This is a genomic window from Exiguobacterium sp. CH10, from assembly GCF_018617635.1.
Lineage (GTDB): Bacteria > Bacillota > Bacilli > Exiguobacteriales > Exiguobacteriaceae > Exiguobacterium > Exiguobacterium aestuarii_A.
The window spans coordinates 616,852-633,959 of record NZ_JACSKO010000001.1 but is presented as its reverse complement, the minus strand read 5'-3'; the positions used below and the strand labels follow the sequence as shown (position 1 = coordinate 633,959).

Below are 17,108 nucleotides of genomic sequence, written 5' to 3'. Positions count from 1 at the left end.
GAGATGGAAGATTTTAAAGGATTAGAAGAATTGATCATCATCAGCGGAATGAGCGGGGCTGGGAAGTCGGTCGCGATGAATAGTTTCGAGGATCTCGGCTATTTCTGTGTCGATAACTTGCCACCGGTACTTTTGCCACAATTGATTGATGTCATCAGCTCGGTCCGACCGAAAATCGCGGTCGCCATTGATACACGTACGAGAGATTTTATCGATAGCCTGTTCATCGTCATCGACGATTTAGAAAAGAAGAACGTACACCCACATCTTCTGTACTTAGAGACGCGTGACGATGTGCTCGTTCGTCGCTACAAAGAGACGCGACGCTCACATCCGCTCGCACCAGAGGATGCGCCACTCGTCGGCATCCAGATGGAGCGCGAACTGTTAGAAGGGTTCCGAGACCGTGCCCATACGCTTTATGACACGAGTGACTTGAAGCCGCAGATGTTGAAGGACCGTATCTTGCAACAATTCAACGAGGAACGCATCCCGTTCACGGTCAACTTTATGTCGTTCGGATTTAAACATGGGGTCCCACTCGATGTGGATTTACTATTCGATGTCCGCTTTATCACGAACCCGTTCTATATCCCTGAGCTTCGACCGCTCACGGGTCAGACGACGGAAGTGCAAGACTATGTCATGTCACACCCGGAAGCGCGGGCGTTTTATAAGAAGTTGATCGATATGCTCGAATTCCTGCTTCCACAATATAAGCGGGAAGGGAAGACGCAGATTGTCGTGGCGTTCGGTTGTACGGGTGGGAAACACCGCTCGATCACGTTCGCCGAGAAAGTGTCGGAGCATTTCGCGGAGCGCTACAACGTGAAGACGGTCCACCGTGACCTTGCCCACGCGACGAAGGAGAAATGATATGAGACGAGATCGGAAAGTAGTGGCCATCGGTGGGGGGACAGGTTTGTCCACCCTCGTCCGTGGCTTGAAGCATTATCCGCTCGACATCACCGCCATCGTCACGGTCGGGGACGACGGAGGCAGCTCAGGACGCCTTCGTGACGAATTTCATATGTTGCCCCCAGGCGACATCCGAAATGTTATCTTGGCCCTGTCAGAAGTCGAGCCGTTGATGGATAAAATCTTACAGTATCGTTTCGACACGGGGTATGGCCTAGAAGGTCACTCGCTCGGGAACTTGATGCTGACGGCGGCGACGCATATTTGTGAAGGCTCGTTCGTCAAAGCGATTGACGTCATGTCGCAGCTCTTGAATGCACAAGGGAAAGTGTTGCCGGTGACGGAGACGCTCATGACGCTCGCGGCGGAGTTTGAGGATGGGACGATCGTCAAAGGCGAATCGAAGATCCCACTCCATCAGCAGCCAATCAAACGCCTGTTTTTACTCGAAGAAGGCATCAAGCCGGCCCCAGGGGTCGTGGAAGCGATCGAGTCGGCAGATGTCATCGTGCTCGGTCCCGGAAGTCTCTATACGAGCATCATCCCGAACCTACTCATCCCAGACGTGCGAGAAGCCATCGTCCGTTCACAAGTCCCGGTCGTCTACATTTGTAACGTCATGACACAACCGGGCGAGACGAAGGGCTATGACGCCATGAAACATTTAAAATCCATCGAAGCTTATCTCGGGAAGGCGTCGATTGATACAATCGTCGTCAATAACGAGCCAATCGATGAAGAATATTTAGAGCGTTACCTCGAGGACGGATCGGAAGAGGTCCGCTTCGACCGGAAGAAACTCCGAAACTATGGAACGAACGTCCTTGCGGGAGATATCGTCGATTACAATCGGGATTATATCCGTCACGACTCCGACGCCATCGCCGGACTCGTCATGCAACGAGTACTTCGGATCAAGAAGCCACGCTCGTTCCAACAGTTAGAATTGAAATAAGAATCGTTTGAAAGACAGAAAGGAGGGGGACTCGATGAGCTTTGCATCAGATGTGAAGAAAGAATTAACACAACTTGAAGTGAATGACGCCGAGGCGAAAGCGGAATTGTCGGCACTCGTTCGGATGAATGGGGTCATCTCGCTCGCCCTAGGACGAGGCATGACGCTCGACGTCTCGACCGAAAACGCCTCGATCGCCCGTCGGATGTATTCGTTGATGAAACGTCTCTACGACCATCCATTAGATTTGTTCGTACGGAAGAAAATGCGTCTGAAAAAGAATAACGTCTACATCGTCCGTGTGTCACAGCACGCGGAGACGATGCTTCGTGACCTCGAGATTCTCGGGGAACATTATGAGATGATCCGGACGTTGAACTCGGATATGACACGAGACGAGAACTTGGCACGCGCCTACTTGCGTGGGGCTTTCCTCGCCGGAGGATCCATCAACCATCCGAAGACGTCGTCGTATCACCTCGAAGTCTACAGCTTGTATGAAAACCATAACCAGGCGCTACGCGATCTGGCGAATCGGTTCGATTTGAATGCGAAGACGCTCGAGCGGAAAAAAGGACACATCCTTTATATGAAGGAGAGCGAGAAAATCTCCGACTTCCTCAAGTTGATTGGTGCGACACGGGGGATGCTCGAATTTGAGGATGCACGCATCATCAAGGACATGCGCAACTCCGTCAACCGTCTCGTCAACTGTGAGACGGCCAACTTGAACAAGACGGTCGGGGCAGCGTTACGCCAAGTGGAGAATATCAAGTTCCTGGAGCGGACGGTCGGACTCGATGTCTTGCCGAAAAAACTTCGGGAAATCGCCGAACTGCGTGTCACGCACCAAGACGTCTCGTTACAAGAACTCGGGGAGATGCTCGAGTCTGGCCCGATCTCGAAGTCTGGAATTAACCATCGACTTCGTAAAATTGACCAAATTGCCGAGCGTGTACGGAGCGGCGACGAGATCGCCTCATCGTGACGCGGTTGCACCAAAACCATTCTTCCTATATAATAAGCAACTGGAATAGGTTTACTGAATAGGAATTAAAGGAGCTTCATCACTATGTCGAATGAAAAGAAAAGATTATCGCTCACGATTGACGCTAAGCTCGACCAAGTCATCACGGAGCGCGCAAAAGAAATCGGAATTCCGAAGAGTGCACTCGTCACGTTCGCAACAAGCCTTCTCTTGAACCAGCTTCGTGCAGAAGAGTTGTTGAACGGAGATAAGAACGCGATCTACGAAGTGATTCGTAAAGACTATGAATTGCTCACGAGCGTGAAAAATCTAGATACGAAATAATAAGGTTGACTTCGGTCAGCCTTTTTTAGTTGCATCTCACTCTGAAATTTGGAATAGTGGTGGTAATGAATTTGAACGGAGGTCGATCGAATGGGTCAAATCTTACTCATCCTATTGCTACAACTTATCTACGTCCCGGTGCTCACGCTCCGGACAATCATGCTCGTGAAAGGGAAGACCGTCATCGCGGGTCTGTTCGGGACGCTTGAAACACTCATCTACATCTTCGCACTCGGAATCGTATTCCAAGATTTGACGACGCTCGGTATGATCGTGTACGCAGTCGGATTCGGGCTCGGGATTTTACTCGGTGGCTATGTTGAACGTAAACTCGCCATCGGCTACAACATGATCCAAGTTCACACGAAAGAATATCCGGCAGAGCTTATTCAACAGATGCGTGACAATGGTTACGGGGTGACGCATTACCAAGGACAAGGTCGAGACGGTGTCCGTTATCGTCTGGACGTTTTGGCAGCCCGTACACGGATGAAAGAATTGCGTGAACTTGTCGAGAAGCATGAGCCGAAGGCGTTTCTCGTCGCATTCGACCCGATCGACTTCAAAGGCGGCTATATGATGAAAGGACTGCGTCGTCCGAAATGACGCACAAGACTCACGGAAGTGGGTCTTTTTTTGTTGGAGTAGGGATTTTCCTGCACGATAGGGAATGAGTGAGGAAAGGAGATGAGACCGTGAAGCGTAATCGACGTTTTTGGATTGTATTGATTGGGTTACTTGTCGGTGTGGGGGTGATTTATGTCGCCGTGTCTTGGTTCGGTGATGGGGACGACCCGGTCAAACCGCCGCTGCCGACGGTTCGTGTCGGCTCGGTGACGGCGGAAGTAGAACAATCGACGTATTGTTGGGAAGCCGGCAGTCGTGCGACGTGCGCCGACTATGGCTTGCCGGAAGCGGATGACCTGCAACTCATCACGGTCAAACCGGGTGACGCGATTGACGTTGTCTACCATGCTGACCCGATGGAATCGAGTTTCTTTCAGATTGAAGACGGAGAGCTCGTCCCGGCTGAACCGGTCGTACCAGACGAACCTGGTATTTATCTATATGAGGTCGGCGGGGAATGGACGCAGGGCGACAGTCGATACGTCTTCGGTGTCCGAGTGCCTGACAACTAATGGTTGACCTGCCTCTAAGAGACAAAGAACATGAAAAAGACGTTTCCCGATTGATGGGGAAACGTCTTTTGTATGATTAGCGTGTCATGACTTTGTCGATGAGACCGTAGTCTTTCGCTTGGTCAGCTGCCATGAAGTAGTCACGCTCTGTGTCGCGCTCGATGACTTCAAGTGGCTGTCCAGTGTTCTCTGCCATGATTTGGTTCAATTTCTCACGCATTTTAATGATACGTTCTGCGTGAATCTTAATGTCTGACGCTTGGCCTTGTGTGCCGCCGAGCGGTTGGTGAATCATGATTTCCGCGTTCGGAAGTGCGAAGCGTTTTCCTTTTTCACCGGCTTGGAGCAAGAAGGCACCCATCGATGCAGCCATTCCGATACAAATCGTCGACACGTTCGGCTTGATGAAGTTCATCGTGTCGTAAATCGCCATACCCGCTGTGATCGAACCACCTGGGCTGTTGATGTAGAGCGAGATGTCCTTTTCTGGATCCTCAGCTGCGAGGAAGAGAAGCTGTGCGACGATTGAGTTCGCGACGTTGTCGTCAATCGCACTTCCGAGAAGGATGATACGGTCTTTGAGCAAGCGTGAGTAGATGTCGTACGCGCGCTCCCCACGGCCTGTCTGTTCGATAACTGTTGGAATTAACATTGAATCTGCCTCCTTTATGTAGGTTGTAAGTTCATCATACCTGTATAGTCAATGTTGGTCAAACAGAAACCCTTTCTAGTGCTTATTCCACGACCCTCGATGTGTAAAACGTCTCAAGTGCTGACGTTACCCATTTAATTTTGGACGAGCCGGTGTGACTACTTGACATGATTCGAAATAACGAGTGAAGATGGAGTCGCCTGAATACGATAAGAAGAGATATTCTTTTGCACGTGTCATCCCGATATAAAGGAGAGACACTTCGCGCTCGACATCTTCTTCATATTTGAATGGCATATTGTCAACGTTGACGATAAAAACGGCTTGAAAATCAAGACCTTTACTGCTGTCGATTGTACTGATTTTTACGCACTGATCATCTTTTGAGAAGGTACGTTTCGTCTCACTACTCTCTGTGATCCAAAAGTGTTCGATTCCATAGTAGTTCAGTGCACGTTGTAAGGTGTCGACATAATGCATCGTCGAAAACTTTTGGACACGATATAGGATCAACATTTCAGAATAAGGGACTTTTTTCTCCTCATGTAACTTTTTGATTTGTCGGGCAACGAGATCTGCTTCTTTGAAGAAATGGTCACATTTGATAACGGCTGGTTCAGGACCTCTTCGAAGCGTACTCTGAGGAGCGATGATTTCTCCGTCTAACTCTTTCGTCACAACTTTATCTTTCAATAAGGAGTTGGATTGATAGAAAGACCAGGCGAACGATACGATTTGAGATGTGTTCCGATAATTGATATTTAAAATTTTGGATCTTCCTCGGAAGTCGAGACCCGTGTCCTGTACATAGCTACGTTTTCGCTTATAGATGGATTGGGCACGATCTTCAACAAGCAACAGCGATTTTGTTTCTGGATTCAAGACTTCACTGGCGAGTTCGAGCCATTCGGGTTCAAAGTCTTGTCCTTCATCAATCAAGATGGCATCGTACGAAGAAAGGATGATTTCTCGTTTTCTTAACTTTTCAAGCGTCGCAGAAATCCTTCTCTCTGAAATATGTAAATCATTCTGCAACCAGGCATGGAAATTTCGAACTTCGATCGTATGATTTTTGCGCTTCATCTGAGAGTCAAAATCAAATAAGTCATCAGGTTCTAACATCATTTGTTGCACCATCTGCTCGATAAAACGGGCTAGCGAGATATTGTAACATAGGATTAAAATCTTCCATTCAGGATGTTGCTTGGATAACAATTTGGCGCGACTTGCTAAAATAAGAGTCTTTCCACTACCTGCCACACCTCGAATCAAGCGATTTTGGTCGCCGAGTTGTTTGGCCAAGTTTTCTTGATGCAGGTCCATGGCTCGGATATTGTGAAGGGAAAGTAAGAGCTGATCTTGATAAGGGGTGACTTTTTTGAACTCCGCGCTGATTCGAACTTCTGGGAATAGATGATAACGAATCGCATCAATCTCTTCTCCGGTCAATGGTTGCTTTAGGCGATAAGGAACAGTAAACATGTTCAGAATTTTTTCGATAAGGATTTCCTCTGAGAATTGTGGGTCATCAGGATTGATTTCATCACGCATGAGTGACAAACAAGGATCAATGACTTGATAGAGTCCATGGCGAATACAATCATCTTGTGTCAGTCGTGTAAAAATAACGCCTGAGCCATAAGGGAATTTTAACGTTGTAGCATATTTTCCTTCGTGCTGAATCAGGTTTTGATCTTTCTTTAGGACATCAGTCAGTTTGAACATATTTTCACGGGCTTGTAGAAATGGACTTTTCACTTTCTTTTGCGATTCGTTTGCAGGAGTGATGATCCATTCATCGTGGTTCAGTTGATAAAGCGTAGAACGCGTATAATCTTTCACCTCTAAAACGATTAATCCTAAGTCGGGTCCAATGATGACGAAATCTGGTCTTCTGCCGTGTATATTGGGTTCGAAGTAAACGATGTAATCATCTGGGAGGTAGCGCTTCAATGTGCGAAAGACAAGTCGTTCTCCTGTTGTTGCAGATGAACGGATTGTCTCTGGAACAGTATGAGCCATTTACTGACACCTCTTTTTCAATTCTTTTACTTAAATATACTATATAAAGGATAATTAGAAGTGTGATGAATTAAAAATTGAAGTAGAAAACATAAAAAAGGACGAAGACCTCATTTGGTCTTCGTCCTTTTCATCTGATACACCCGGAGAGATTCGAACTCCCGACACCTGGCACCGGAAACCAGTGCTCTATCCCCTGAGCTACGGGTGCATGTGTGTGACACGAATTTATTATACATTTGTTTTATTAAAAAAGCAATCCTGTTCATTATCCTTTTTTGAGCGCGAGTGGAGCGGGTTCGTTACAATAGAGAAGAGGGGGGAGAACGATGCAACGGCAAGAACAAAAACAAGTGCAACAGCAACAGATGACGCAAGACCTTGTGCAACGGCTACCGGTGCTCGAGGCGGACCGTCTCGCGCTCTCGTTTCGTCTCGCACGTTTGGCGCGACATAATCCAAACATTCATATCGGGAGTGGGGACCTCGGTTGGGTAGCGGATGCGGCGAGCGCGTTCGAAGAGAAGCTGTTCACTCAGATTCGCGAAGGAAGCGGCAGCGACTCAGAGAAAGAGCTGAGACGGCAACTCGTCCTGTTGCTCGACCATCGAGGATTATTGCCGGATTCGAATGATGTGTTGGCGGAGCGGTTTGGTGTCGATGTGACTCAAATCGAACAGGCGAGACAGGCACTCTTATTTCTTGAACCGACGGGGATCGGGGCGAGAACGGAACGAGAGTGTCAGTACCGCCATGCGATTGAACATGAGGACCCGCGCGTCGTCGATGTATTTGATGCGATCGAGAGTGGCGTGAGCCAAAAACAGATGGCGAGCGTGCTCGCGATTTCAGATGAAGAGCTCATCCGTTTAGAGCGAATTGTCGCGACACTGCCAAAGCGTCCATTATTATATGAAGAAACGGGTCACGTCTTTCCGGAAGTCGAAGTGCGATATGAAGATGGAGAACTAATCACAACGTGGCTCAGCCCGGAACTTGACGCGGCGCAAGTCGGCAATGACCGCGAGGCGAAATGGTGGATGACGTCCCTTGCGATGCGGAACGAGACGTTACGTGAGATATGGGCTGTCATCGCGTCACGTCAGACCGAGTGGTTGAAAGGAGAGCTCGTCCTCAATCCGCTGACCCGACGGACCGTCGCGCAACAAATCGGCAAGCACGAATCAACAGTCGGGCGTGCCATTCAAGGGAAGTTTGCTAAGACTGAAGGCGGGATCATGGAATGGAAACACTTTTTCGTAAGGTCGACGAGTCATGGACATTCACCGTTCATGATCAAGCGGACGCTCGCAGAACTGATTCAACGAGAGAAGGCCCCACAAAGTGATCAGGCACTCGCAAACGAACTCGGTCGATACGGCTATCAAGTGACGAGACGGACCGTGACGAACTATCGGGAAGAGCTTGGATTTGGCAACTCGCGCGAACGCGAGCGCCAGTTATGGAAGGGATGACGTAAATGAAACTAACTTTATATAAACGTGACAATTGTTCGCTCTGTGACGAGGCGCTTGTCATGCTCGAATGGTTGCAGGAAGATTATCCGATTGAACTTGAACAGATTGATATTACGGGAGATGAGGATCTCGAGGCAAAGTACCTCTTCGAAATCCCGGTTCTTATACACGAAGGAGAAGTCATCAGTCAAGGGCGATATGATGACAACAAAGTTGAAGATTTTGTTAAGTATACGCTTACATCGAAAAAAAACGTTTGAAGGGGTTGCCAGACGGAAAAGTGATTGATAAGATGAACTCGTAGCGGTGGGACGCAAATAAAAAAGTGGGACAAAAGTTGTCCACACTGAAAGTCGAGGGGGTAAGAGCATGATCCAGCAACTGATTCACGTTCAGAAGCAAATTGTCCCTGACCTGCTCGATACGCTCCGACATCGTTACGATATCTTACACTATGTCCGCTTGATGCAGCCGATTGGCCGCAGGACACTCGCAACGAGTTTGGGACTGACCGAACGGGTACTCAGACGAGAAGTCGACTTTTTGAAAGACCAAGGTCTTCTTTACGTCGCTACTCAAGGAATTTCCCTCAGTGAGACGGGACGAAACGTCTTACGGGACTTGCACGAGATCATGGGAGAACTTCTCGGGATCTCAGAAGTGGCAAGAGAGCTCGAAGAGAAATTAGGGGTTCGCCAAGTCGTCATCGTACCGGGTGATTCAGATGAAACATTCTGGGTCCAACGCGATATCGGACGGGCAGCGGTCACGCAGTTAAAAGCGCGGCTCGCACCGGATGATAACGTGATTGCGGTAACGGGTGGAACGACGATGGCATCGGTTGCGGCGATGATGTCGCCCGATAAAAAAGAACGCCCAATGCATTTTGTGCCCGCACGCGGGGGACTTGGAGAAACGCTTGAACTTCAAGCGAACACCGTCTGTTCACGCATGGCGGACCGGGCCCACGCAGACTATCATCTTCTACATATTCCGGATGAGGTGTCACAAGAAACATTCGACCGGATGGTGGAGGAACCTAGTATTAAAAATGTACTGGAAATGATTAGAGCGGCGCGAATTGTGGTACATGGAATTGGTGAGGCAGAAACGATGGCAAAGCGCCGTCACGCATCACCGGAGCATTTGCGGATGATTGAACGGCATGACGCCGTCGCCGAAGCATTCGGATATTATTTCAATGCGGAAGGTGAGATCGTCCATCGCGTCAAGACGGTCGGGATCCAACTCGAAGAGCTGGATGACATGGATACCGTCATCGCGGTTGCCGGAGGGAAATCGAAGGCACAGGCGATCGCCGCTTATGCGAAACACACGTCGAACATCATCCTCGTCACAGACGAAGGTGCGGCGAAAGAATTATTAACTTGTTATTAAAGAGTTGACCCCCCGTTGGCTCTTCAATAAATAGCTTCTACCCTAAGGAGGAAATTAACATGGCAGTAAAAGTTGGTATTAACGGATTTGGACGTATCGGTCGTTTGGCATTCCGCGAGATCATCAAAAACGAAGGAATCGAAGTTGTTGCAATCAACGACTTGACAGACACGAAGATGCTTGCGCACCTTCTCAAGTATGACACGACTCAAGGTCGTTTCGACGGAGAAGTTGAAGTACACGACGATCACTTCCTCGTAAACGGAGAGAAAGTTATCACGCTCGCTAACCGTAACCCTGAAGAACTTCCATGGGGAGACCTCGGTGTAGACATCGTTCTCGAATGTACTGGATTCTTCACTTCTAAAGAAAAAGCTGAGCTTCACTTGAAAGCTGGCGCGAAGAAAGTTGTTATCTCGGCTCCTGCTACAGGTGACATGAAGACTGTTGTTTACAACACAAACCACGACATCCTCGATGGTACTGAAACAGTCATCTCAGGTGCTTCTTGTACAACAAACTGCTTGGCACCAATGGCTAAGGTACTTCAAGACCAGTTCGGAATCGTTGAAGGTCTCATGACGACAATCCACGCTTACACTGGCGACCAAAACACACTTGACGCTCCACACCCGAAAGGTGACTTCCGTCGTGCGCGTGCAGCTGCAGCGAACATCGTTCCTAACACAACAGGTGCTGCTAAAGCAATCGGTCTCGTAATCCCTGAACTTCAAGGAAAACTTGACGGTGCTGCACAACGTGTACCAGTTGCTACAGGTTCACTCACTGAGCTCGTAACTGTACTCGACAAGCAAGTATCTGTTGACGAAGTAAACGCAGCAATGAAAGCAGCAGCAAACGAGTCATTCGGTTACACTGAAGACGAAATCGTTTCTTCTGACATCGTTGGAATCACATACGGTTCACTCTTCGACGCGACTCAAACAAAAGTTATGACAGTTGGCGACAAGCAACTCGTTAAAACAGTTTCTTGGTACGACAACGAAATGTCTTACACTGCACAATTGGTTCGCACAGTTAAGCACTTCGCTAACATCGCGAAGTAATTTCGTGAACTAAATAGAATCAAATAGGAGCGGAAACAAGAGATTGTTCTCCGCTCTATTTATGAAATGACACGCACGACATATGGAGGCGAAAGTTATGAACAAACAGTCTATTCGTGACATCGATGTAAAAGGGAAACGCGTCTTTTGCCGCGTTGACTTCAACGTTCCACTCAAAGATGGCGTCATCCAAGATGAAACTCGGATCCAAGCCGCACTTCCAACGATCAAGCACTTGCTTGACGGTGGTGCGAAACTCGTCCTCGCGAGCCACCTCGGCCGTCCAAAAGGCGAGAAGAACCCTGAGTTCTCACTTGCTCCAGTAGCGAAGCGTCTCGCTGAGCTCCTCGGAAAAGATGTACCGCTCGTCGAAGAAGCATACGGTCCGGTCGCAGAAGAAGCGGTCGCTAAACTCTCTGAAGGCGATGTCGTCGTTTTAGAGAACGTTCGTTTCTACCCAGGTGAAACGAAAAACGACGCTGAACTTGCAAAAGGATTCGCAGCACTTGCTGACGTATACGTCAACGACGCGTTCGGCGCGGCTCACCGTGCACACGCTTCAACTGAAGGGATTGCACACCACGTGGACACAGCCGTTGCTGGTCTCTTGATGGAAAAAGAACTTGAAGTTCTCGGTAAAGCTCTTTCTAACCCAGACCGTCCGTTCACGGCGATTATCGGCGGGTCGAAAGTAGCGGACAAGATCGGGGTCATCGACCACCTTCTTGACATCGTTGACACACTCATCATCGGTGGCGGACTCTCGTACACGTTCTCGAAAGCACTCGGGCACGAAGTCGGAACGTCACTCCTTGAAGAGGATAAGCTTGACCTCGCTCGTCAATTCATGAAGAAAGCAGAAGACAAAGGCGTGAAATTCTTGATGCCTGTCGACTGCGTCATCACAAAAGAATTCGGCGAAGAAACGTATGTCGGCCCAGTCGATATCGACTCGATCCCAGCGGATCACATGGGTCTTGATATCGGACCGAAGACAGTCGAACTTTACGCGGACGCGATTCGCGAATCGAAACTTGTCGTATGGAACGGACCGATGGGTGTATTCGAACTCGATAAATACGCAAACGGAACGAAAGGTGTCGCTCAAGCACTTGCAGACAGCGATGCATATTCAATCATCGGTGGTGGCGACTCAGCCGCTGCAGCAGCCAAGTTTGGTCTTGCTGACAAGATGAGTCACATTTCAACTGGTGGTGGCGCGTCACTCGAATTCATGGAAGGCAAGAAACTTCCAGGTGTCGAGGCGCTTAACGACAAGTAATTTAGAGGAGGGTTATCGATGCGTAAACCGATTATTGCAGGTAACTGGAAAATGAACAAAACACTCTCGGAAGCTGTCGCTTTCGTAGAGGAAGTTAAAAACAACATCCCGTCTACTGACAAAGTAGATGCAGCGATTGGTGCTCCGGCACTTTTCCTCGCACCGATGGTAGAAGCAGCTAAAGGGTCAAACTTGAAGCTCGGTGCACAAAACATGTACGACAAAGATAGCGGTGCATACACTGGCGAAATCAGCCCAGCTATGGTCGCTGACCTCGGCGTGACTTACGTCATCCTCGGTCACTCAGAACGTCGCGAGTACTTCGGCGAATCAGATGCGTTCATCAACAGCAAAACGAAAAAAGCGTTCGAACACGGTCTTACGCCAATCGTTTGTGTCGGTGAAACACTTGAAGAGCGCGAAGGCGACAAGTTCGAAGAAGTCATCAAAACACAAGTCGAAGGCGGTCTCGCTGACCTCTCTGCTGACCAAGTCAAACAACTCGTCATCGCGTACGAGCCAGTTTGGGCAATCGGTACAGGTAAATCAGCAGACGAAGCTGACGCACAAAGCTCTTGTAAGTATGTTCGCGACGTGGTGAAAGGTCTGTACGGCGAAGACGTAGCGGCTGCAGTACGCATCCAATACGGTGGATCTGTTAAACCTGAGAACATCAAAGAGTACATGGCACAAGAAGACATCGACGGCGCACTCGTCGGCGGTGCTTCACTCGAAGCCGCTTCGTTCCTCAAATTGTTGGAGGCGATTTAAATGGCTAGACCAGTCGCACTCATCATCTTAGATGGTTTCGGAATGCGTGATGAATCATTCGGTAACGCGGTTATGGCTGCGGACAAACCGAACTTCGATCGCTACTGGGAGCAGTATCCACATACGCTCTTAAACGCAAAAGGCGAGTACGTCGGTCTTCCAGAAGGACAGATGGGGAACTCGGAAGTCGGTCATTTGAATATCGGTGCCGGTCGAGTCGTCTATCAGTCACTCTCACGCGTCAACAACGCAATCCAAGACCGTTCGTTCTTCGATCGTCAAGCGATGAACCATTTGGCAGGACATGTGAAGAAGCATGACTCGAGCCTCCATATCATGGGCCTCGTGTCAGATGGCGGGATTCACTCGCACATCAAACACATGTATGCCATCGTTGAGTTCGCCAAACTACACGGCATCGAAAAAGTGTACATTCACGCTTTCACGGACGGCCGTGACTGTGATCCGATGTCAGGTGCTGGTTTCCTCAAGGAAACAGAAGAAAAGCTCGCTGAACTCGGTGTCGGTCAAGTCGCTAGCGTGTCTGGTCGCTACTATGCCATGGACCGCGACAACCGCTGGGAGCGCGTCGAGAAAGTATATGACGTCCTCGTAAACGGAAAAGGCGAAGTCGGTACGGACCCAGTCGAGGTTCTCAAGAAGTCGTATGAGAACGATTTGACGGATGAGTTCGTCTTACCGACAGTCATCGAAAAAGATGGCAAGCCGGTCGCAACAATTCAAGACAACGATGCCATCATGTTCTTCAACTTCCGTCCGGACCGAGCAATCCAGTTGTCGAAAGTATTCAAAGAGAAAGCTGGATTCGAAGGCTTTACACTCTCTGAAAACCATCCTGAGAACCTTCTTCTCGTCTCGATGACGAAGTACTCAGATGATATCGACACGGACATCGTCTTCCCACCGGAAGATTTGAAAAACACACTTGGGGAGACACTCTCTGCGCAAGGATACAAACAGCTCCGTGCCGCAGAAACAGAGAAGTACCCACACGTCACGTTCTTCTTGAACGGACAAAAAGAAAAACCATTCGAAGGCGAGGATCGTCTCCTCATTCCTTCACCGAAAGTCGCGACATATGACTTGCAACCAGAAATGAGTGCGTACGAACTCACAGACGGCTTGCTCGAGCGTATCGAGTCGGATGAGTATGATGCATACATCATCAACTTCGCGAACCCGGATATGGTTGGTCACTCAGGTAAGCTTGAGCCGACGAAGAAAGCGATCGAAGCAGTCGATGAATGCCTCGGTAAAGTAGTGGACGCATTACTTGCTAAGGGCGGTGCGGCCATCATCACAGCAGACCACGGGAACGCAGACATCGTCACGAACCCAGACGGCTCGCCGATGACAGCGCACACGACGGAACCTGTTCCGTGCATCATCACAAAAGAGGGAGTCGAACTGAAACCAGTTCTCGAAGGCGCACTTTGCGACCTCGCCCCAACGCTTCTCGACCTTCTCGGTGGAGAGCAACCAGCTGAAATGACTGGTTCATCAATCGTTACAAAATCATAAAACTATTTTTCATACGAAAAGGAGCGATTTTTCATGTCAATGATTACAGAAATTTACGCACGCGAGATTTTAGATTCACGCGGTAACCCATCAGTAGAAGTAGAAGTCTTCACAGAAGACGGCGGTTTCGGCCGTGCCCTCGTCCCATCAGGCGCATCAACAGGTGAGCACGAAGCAGTTGAGCTTCGCGATGGCGACAAGTCACGTTACCTCGGTAAAGGTGTCTTGAAAGCAGTTGCAAACGTAAACGACACGATTGCACCAGAACTCATCGGCTACGATGTTTTCGACCAAAACGCAATCGATGCGAAAATGATCGAACTCGACGGTACGCCAAACAAAGCTAAACTTGGTGCAAACGCAATCCTCGGTGTGTCAATGGCAGCAGCTCACGCAGCAGCAGATGAGCTTGGTCTCCCACTTTACACATACCTCGGTGGATTCAACGCGAAGACACTTCCAACACCAATGATGAACATCATCAACGGTGGTTCGCATGCGGACAACAACGTGGACTTCCAAGAGTTCATGATCATGCCTGTTGGCGCGCCAACATTCCGTGAAGCGCTCCGTATGGGTGCTGAAGTATTCCACGCCCTCAAATCAGTTCTTTCTGGTATGGGTCTTAACACAGCTGTTGGTGATGAAGGTGGTTTCGCACCAAACTTGAAATCTAACGAAGAAGCGATCACAGTTATCCTTGAAGCGATCGAAAAAGCTGGTTACAAACCAGGCGAAGACGTCTACCTCGCAATGGACGTTGCATCTTCTGAGTTCTACGACAAGTCAACTGGTAAATACGAACTCGCTGGCGAAGGCAAGTCACTCACAACTGCTGAGCTTGTAGACTTCTACGCTGAGCTCGTTGACAAGTACCCAATCCTCTCAATCGAAGATGGTTGTGATGAAAACGACTGGGATGGCCACAAGCTTCTCACAGACAAAATCGGACACAAAGTTCAACTCGTTGGGGATGACCTCTTCGTAACGAACACATCTAAACTTGCTGAAGGTATCGAAAAAGGAATCGCAAACTCGATCCTCATCAAAGTTAACCAAATCGGTACGCTCACAGAAACATTCGACGCGATCGAAATGGCTAAAAAAGCTGGTTACACAGCAGTTGTCTCACACCGTTCTGGTGAAACAGAAGACGCGACAATCGCGGACATCGCTGTTGCGACAAACGCTGGACAAATCAAAACTGGTTCACTTTCACGTACAGACCGTATCGCGAAATACAACCAACTTCTCCGCATCGAAGACATGCTCGGCGATGTAGCGAAATACGACGGCATCAAGTCGTTCTACAACCTCAAAAAATAATTGATTGTTTCAGGCTCGCCAAATGGCGGGCCTGTTTTTTTGTGGATTAAGTTGGCGTTTGCTCGATGATGGGGCGATTAATTAGTCGTACCCCCGTCTTTGCGGCACCGATGCTTTCTGCAGGCAATCCACGGAGCCTCCTCGCGCTTAAGCGCTTGCGGGGTCTCCGCGGGATTGCTTTCCTGCAAGAGTCACGGTACCGCTTCGACGGGCACGAACGCTCTGTATCCGCCATTGAGACCTCGTGCCGTGCTGTATACTGAACGTGACTGATAAAGAGTAGGGGGAGATTGGATGGACCAATCGGATGAACAAGAAAAAAGATTGAGTGGCGGGAACGTGTCGACTGTCTATAAAAAGGGGGATTACGTCTATCGTACTCAAAAGGAAGGCAGCGAGCGTATTCATCGATGGTTACGTCATTTGGAGGTAAAGCAACTTTCCGGAGTGCCGCGTTTTATCGGAATCGATGATCGAGGAAGAGAAGTGTTAACTTACTTGGAAGGAGAAACCGCAGACTATCCCTTGAAGTCTTACATGTGGTCCGATGAGGCGATTCAGGATGTTGCACGACTAATGAGACGTCTGCATGATGCGTCGACAGATTTTGAATGGTCACCGGAGTGGGCACCGATTGACAACACGCCTCAACCGTTAGAGGTCATTTGCCATAATGACTTCGCCGTCTACAATACGATCTTTCATAAGGGAAAAGTATCAGGGGTCATCGATTTTGATTTGGCTGCGCCAGGTCCGAGAGCTTGGGATATCGTCTACGCGCTTTACACGTTCGTCCCGCTCAGTCGCCGGCATCAAGCTGAATCAGGAGAAGTCATCTATTACGATGCGATTCGAGATGATAAGTCGTATCAAGAACGTGTTTCATTATTCTTAAAGGCGTACGGTTGGGAAGACCCTAAGGAAGACTTGTTTGAGATGTTGCAGTTACGCATCGAGGCACTTTGTCTGTTGATGAAGCGGAAAGCCGCTGAAGGAGATATCGCCTTCCAAAAGATGATGGATGAGGGCCACTACGATCATTATCAAGAAGAACTTCGTTTCATTCGAGCACATGGTCAGAAGTGGTTCTGAAACGATGTAGGAAGGGAATAGATTACTGAAGCGCGAATGGGGAGGCGTTTCTCATGATGATGCTAGGGATTCTTCTTGTCATCGGTCTGATCACATTTGGGGTGTGGTATTATCTAAAAACGAAGCACGACGATGATTGGTCATGACTCTTTTG

18 protein-coding genes and 1 tRNA gene are annotated in these 17,108 nt (G+C 48.9%); 16 read left to right on the top strand and 3 right to left on the bottom strand.

Annotated elements, in window-relative coordinates; translation table 11 throughout:
- Positions 1–3: 3 nt before the first annotated feature.
- The 6 genes from rapZ to KNP04_RS03245 all read left to right on the top strand — a co-directional run bounded on the left by rapZ (position 4) and on the right by KNP04_RS03245 (position 4,324).
- A complete protein-coding gene (gene rapZ, locus KNP04_RS03270) occupies positions 4–876 on the top strand; it encodes an RNase adapter RapZ (protein WP_074033636.1) in 873 nt (290 codons plus the stop codon).
- A 1-nt stretch (position 877) separates the two neighbouring features.
- Positions 878–1,873, top strand: a complete 996-nt coding sequence (locus KNP04_RS03265; RefSeq protein ID WP_214693569.1) for a gluconeogenesis factor YvcK family protein — start codon at positions 878–880, stop codon at positions 1,871–1,873.
- Between the two features lie 34 nt (positions 1,874–1,907).
- On the top strand, positions 1,908–2,861 hold the full coding sequence (whiA, locus tag KNP04_RS03260; protein ID WP_074033630.1) for a DNA-binding protein WhiA: 954 nt from the start codon (positions 1,908–1,910) through the stop codon (positions 2,859–2,861).
- An 84-nt stretch (positions 2,862–2,945) separates the two neighbouring features.
- Positions 2,946–3,185, top strand: coding sequence for a CopG family transcriptional regulator (locus KNP04_RS03255; RefSeq protein WP_074033629.1), 240 nt, complete (start codon positions 2,946–2,948; stop codon positions 3,183–3,185).
- 90 nt (positions 3,186–3,275) lie between these two features.
- Positions 3,276–3,791: a DUF2179 domain-containing protein gene (locus KNP04_RS03250; RefSeq protein ID WP_074033625.1), complete on the top strand. Its 516-nt coding sequence runs from the start codon at positions 3,276–3,278 to the stop codon at positions 3,789–3,791.
- Positions 3,792–3,880: 89 nt separating this feature from the next.
- Positions 3,881–4,324 carry a hypothetical protein gene (locus KNP04_RS03245; RefSeq protein WP_353047898.1) on the top strand — a complete coding sequence of 148 codons (444 nt, stop codon included), beginning with the start codon at positions 3,881–3,883 and terminating at the stop codon, positions 4,322–4,324.
- A 76-nt stretch (positions 4,325–4,400) separates the two neighbouring features.
- On the opposite strand, the gene clpP is transcribed toward KNP04_RS03245, so the two are convergent.
- The 3 genes from clpP to KNP04_RS03230 all read right to left on the bottom strand — a co-directional run bounded on the left by clpP (position 4,401) and on the right by KNP04_RS03230 (position 7,209).
- Positions 4,401–4,976 carry an ATP-dependent Clp endopeptidase proteolytic subunit ClpP gene (gene clpP, locus KNP04_RS03240; RefSeq protein ID WP_012726916.1) on the bottom strand — a complete coding sequence of 192 codons (576 nt, stop codon included), beginning with the start codon at positions 4,974–4,976 and terminating at the stop codon, positions 4,401–4,403.
- Positions 4,977–5,102: 126 nt separating this feature from the next.
- Positions 5,103–6,998 (bottom strand): 3'-5' exonuclease, encoded by a 1,896-nt coding sequence (locus KNP04_RS03235; RefSeq protein WP_214874635.1) that lies wholly within the window; start codon positions 6,996–6,998, stop codon positions 5,103–5,105.
- A gap of 138 nt (positions 6,999–7,136) precedes the next feature.
- Positions 7,137–7,209: transfer RNA gene (locus KNP04_RS03230), tRNA-Arg, on the bottom strand.
- A gap of 118 nt (positions 7,210–7,327) precedes the next feature.
- On the opposite strand from KNP04_RS03230, the gene KNP04_RS03225 reads away from it, so the two are divergent.
- The 10 genes from KNP04_RS03225 to KNP04_RS03180 all read left to right on the top strand — a co-directional run bounded on the left by KNP04_RS03225 (position 7,328) and on the right by KNP04_RS03180 (position 16,954).
- Positions 7,328–8,473: an RNA polymerase factor sigma-54 gene (locus KNP04_RS03225; RefSeq protein WP_214874634.1), complete on the top strand. Its 1,146-nt coding sequence runs from the start codon at positions 7,328–7,330 to the stop codon at positions 8,471–8,473.
- Positions 8,474–8,478: 5 nt separating this feature from the next.
- Entirely contained in the window at positions 8,479–8,736 is a 258-nt protein-coding gene (locus tag KNP04_RS03220; RefSeq protein ID WP_074033610.1) for a glutaredoxin family protein, read from the top strand.
- Between the two features lie 109 nt (positions 8,737–8,845).
- Positions 8,846–9,874 (top strand): sugar-binding transcriptional regulator, encoded by a 1,029-nt coding sequence (locus tag KNP04_RS03215; protein WP_012726913.1) that lies wholly within the window; start codon positions 8,846–8,848, stop codon positions 9,872–9,874.
- A 59-nt stretch (positions 9,875–9,933) separates the two neighbouring features.
- A complete protein-coding gene (gene gap, locus KNP04_RS03210) occupies positions 9,934–10,941 on the top strand; it encodes a type I glyceraldehyde-3-phosphate dehydrogenase (protein WP_012726912.1) in 1,008 nt (335 codons plus the stop codon).
- Positions 10,942–11,038: 97 nt separating this feature from the next.
- Entirely contained in the window at positions 11,039–12,223 is a 1,185-nt protein-coding gene (locus KNP04_RS03205; RefSeq protein WP_214746065.1) for a phosphoglycerate kinase, read from the top strand.
- Between the two features lie 18 nt (positions 12,224–12,241).
- Positions 12,242–12,994 (top strand): triose-phosphate isomerase, encoded by a 753-nt coding sequence (gene tpiA, locus KNP04_RS03200; RefSeq protein ID WP_034778525.1) that lies wholly within the window; start codon positions 12,242–12,244, stop codon positions 12,992–12,994.
- Positions 12,995–14,536: a 2,3-bisphosphoglycerate-independent phosphoglycerate mutase gene (gpmI, locus tag KNP04_RS03195; RefSeq protein WP_214874633.1), complete on the top strand. Its 1,542-nt coding sequence runs from the start codon at positions 12,995–12,997 to the stop codon at positions 14,534–14,536.
- 33 nt (positions 14,537–14,569) lie between these two features.
- The gene (eno, locus tag KNP04_RS03190) at positions 14,570–15,862 is read left to right on the top strand and encodes a phosphopyruvate hydratase (protein WP_012726908.1); all 1,293 of its coding nucleotides are present in this window, start codon (positions 14,570–14,572) and stop codon (positions 15,860–15,862) included.
- Between the two features lie 68 nt (positions 15,863–15,930).
- Positions 15,931–16,125 (top strand): hypothetical protein, encoded by a 195-nt coding sequence (locus KNP04_RS03185; protein ID WP_214874632.1) that lies wholly within the window; start codon positions 15,931–15,933, stop codon positions 16,123–16,125.
- 31 nt (positions 16,126–16,156) lie between these two features.
- Positions 16,157–16,954 carry an aminoglycoside phosphotransferase family protein gene (locus KNP04_RS03180; RefSeq protein ID WP_214874631.1) on the top strand — a complete coding sequence of 266 codons (798 nt, stop codon included), beginning with the start codon at positions 16,157–16,159 and terminating at the stop codon, positions 16,952–16,954.
- Positions 16,955–17,108 lie beyond the last annotated feature (154 nt).

Coding starts and splice junctions, on each gene's coding strand:
- rapZ (WP_074033636.1), top strand. CDS start 4: ATGGAAGATTTTAAAGGATTAGAAGAATTGATCATCATCAGCGGAATG.
- KNP04_RS03265 (WP_214693569.1), top strand. CDS start 878: ATGAGACGAGATCGGAAAGTAGTGGCCATCGGTGGGGGGACAGGTTTG.
- whiA (WP_074033630.1), top strand. CDS start 1,908: ATGAGCTTTGCATCAGATGTGAAGAAAGAATTAACACAACTTGAAGTG.
- KNP04_RS03255 (WP_074033629.1), top strand. CDS start 2,946: ATGTCGAATGAAAAGAAAAGATTATCGCTCACGATTGACGCTAAGCTC.
- KNP04_RS03250 (WP_074033625.1), top strand. CDS start 3,276: ATGGGTCAAATCTTACTCATCCTATTGCTACAACTTATCTACGTCCCG.
- clpP (WP_012726916.1), bottom strand. CDS start 4,976: ATGTTAATTCCAACAGTTATCGAACAGACAGGCCGTGGGGAGCGCGCG.
- KNP04_RS03235 (WP_214874635.1), bottom strand. CDS start 6,998: ATGGCTCATACTGTTCCAGAGACAATCCGTTCATCTGCAACAACAGGA.
- KNP04_RS03225 (WP_214874634.1), top strand. CDS start 7,328: ATGCAACGGCAAGAACAAAAACAAGTGCAACAGCAACAGATGACGCAA.
- KNP04_RS03220 (WP_074033610.1), top strand. CDS start 8,479: ATGAAACTAACTTTATATAAACGTGACAATTGTTCGCTCTGTGACGAG.
- KNP04_RS03215 (WP_012726913.1), top strand. CDS start 8,846: ATGATCCAGCAACTGATTCACGTTCAGAAGCAAATTGTCCCTGACCTG.
- gap (WP_012726912.1), top strand. CDS start 9,934: ATGGCAGTAAAAGTTGGTATTAACGGATTTGGACGTATCGGTCGTTTG.
- KNP04_RS03205 (WP_214746065.1), top strand. CDS start 11,039: ATGAACAAACAGTCTATTCGTGACATCGATGTAAAAGGGAAACGCGTC.
- tpiA (WP_034778525.1), top strand. CDS start 12,242: ATGCGTAAACCGATTATTGCAGGTAACTGGAAAATGAACAAAACACTC.
- gpmI (WP_214874633.1), top strand. CDS start 12,995: ATGGCTAGACCAGTCGCACTCATCATCTTAGATGGTTTCGGAATGCGT.
- eno (WP_012726908.1), top strand. CDS start 14,570: ATGTCAATGATTACAGAAATTTACGCACGCGAGATTTTAGATTCACGC.
- KNP04_RS03185 (WP_214874632.1), top strand. CDS start 15,931: ATGGGGCGATTAATTAGTCGTACCCCCGTCTTTGCGGCACCGATGCTT.
- KNP04_RS03180 (WP_214874631.1), top strand. CDS start 16,157: ATGGACCAATCGGATGAACAAGAAAAAAGATTGAGTGGCGGGAACGTG.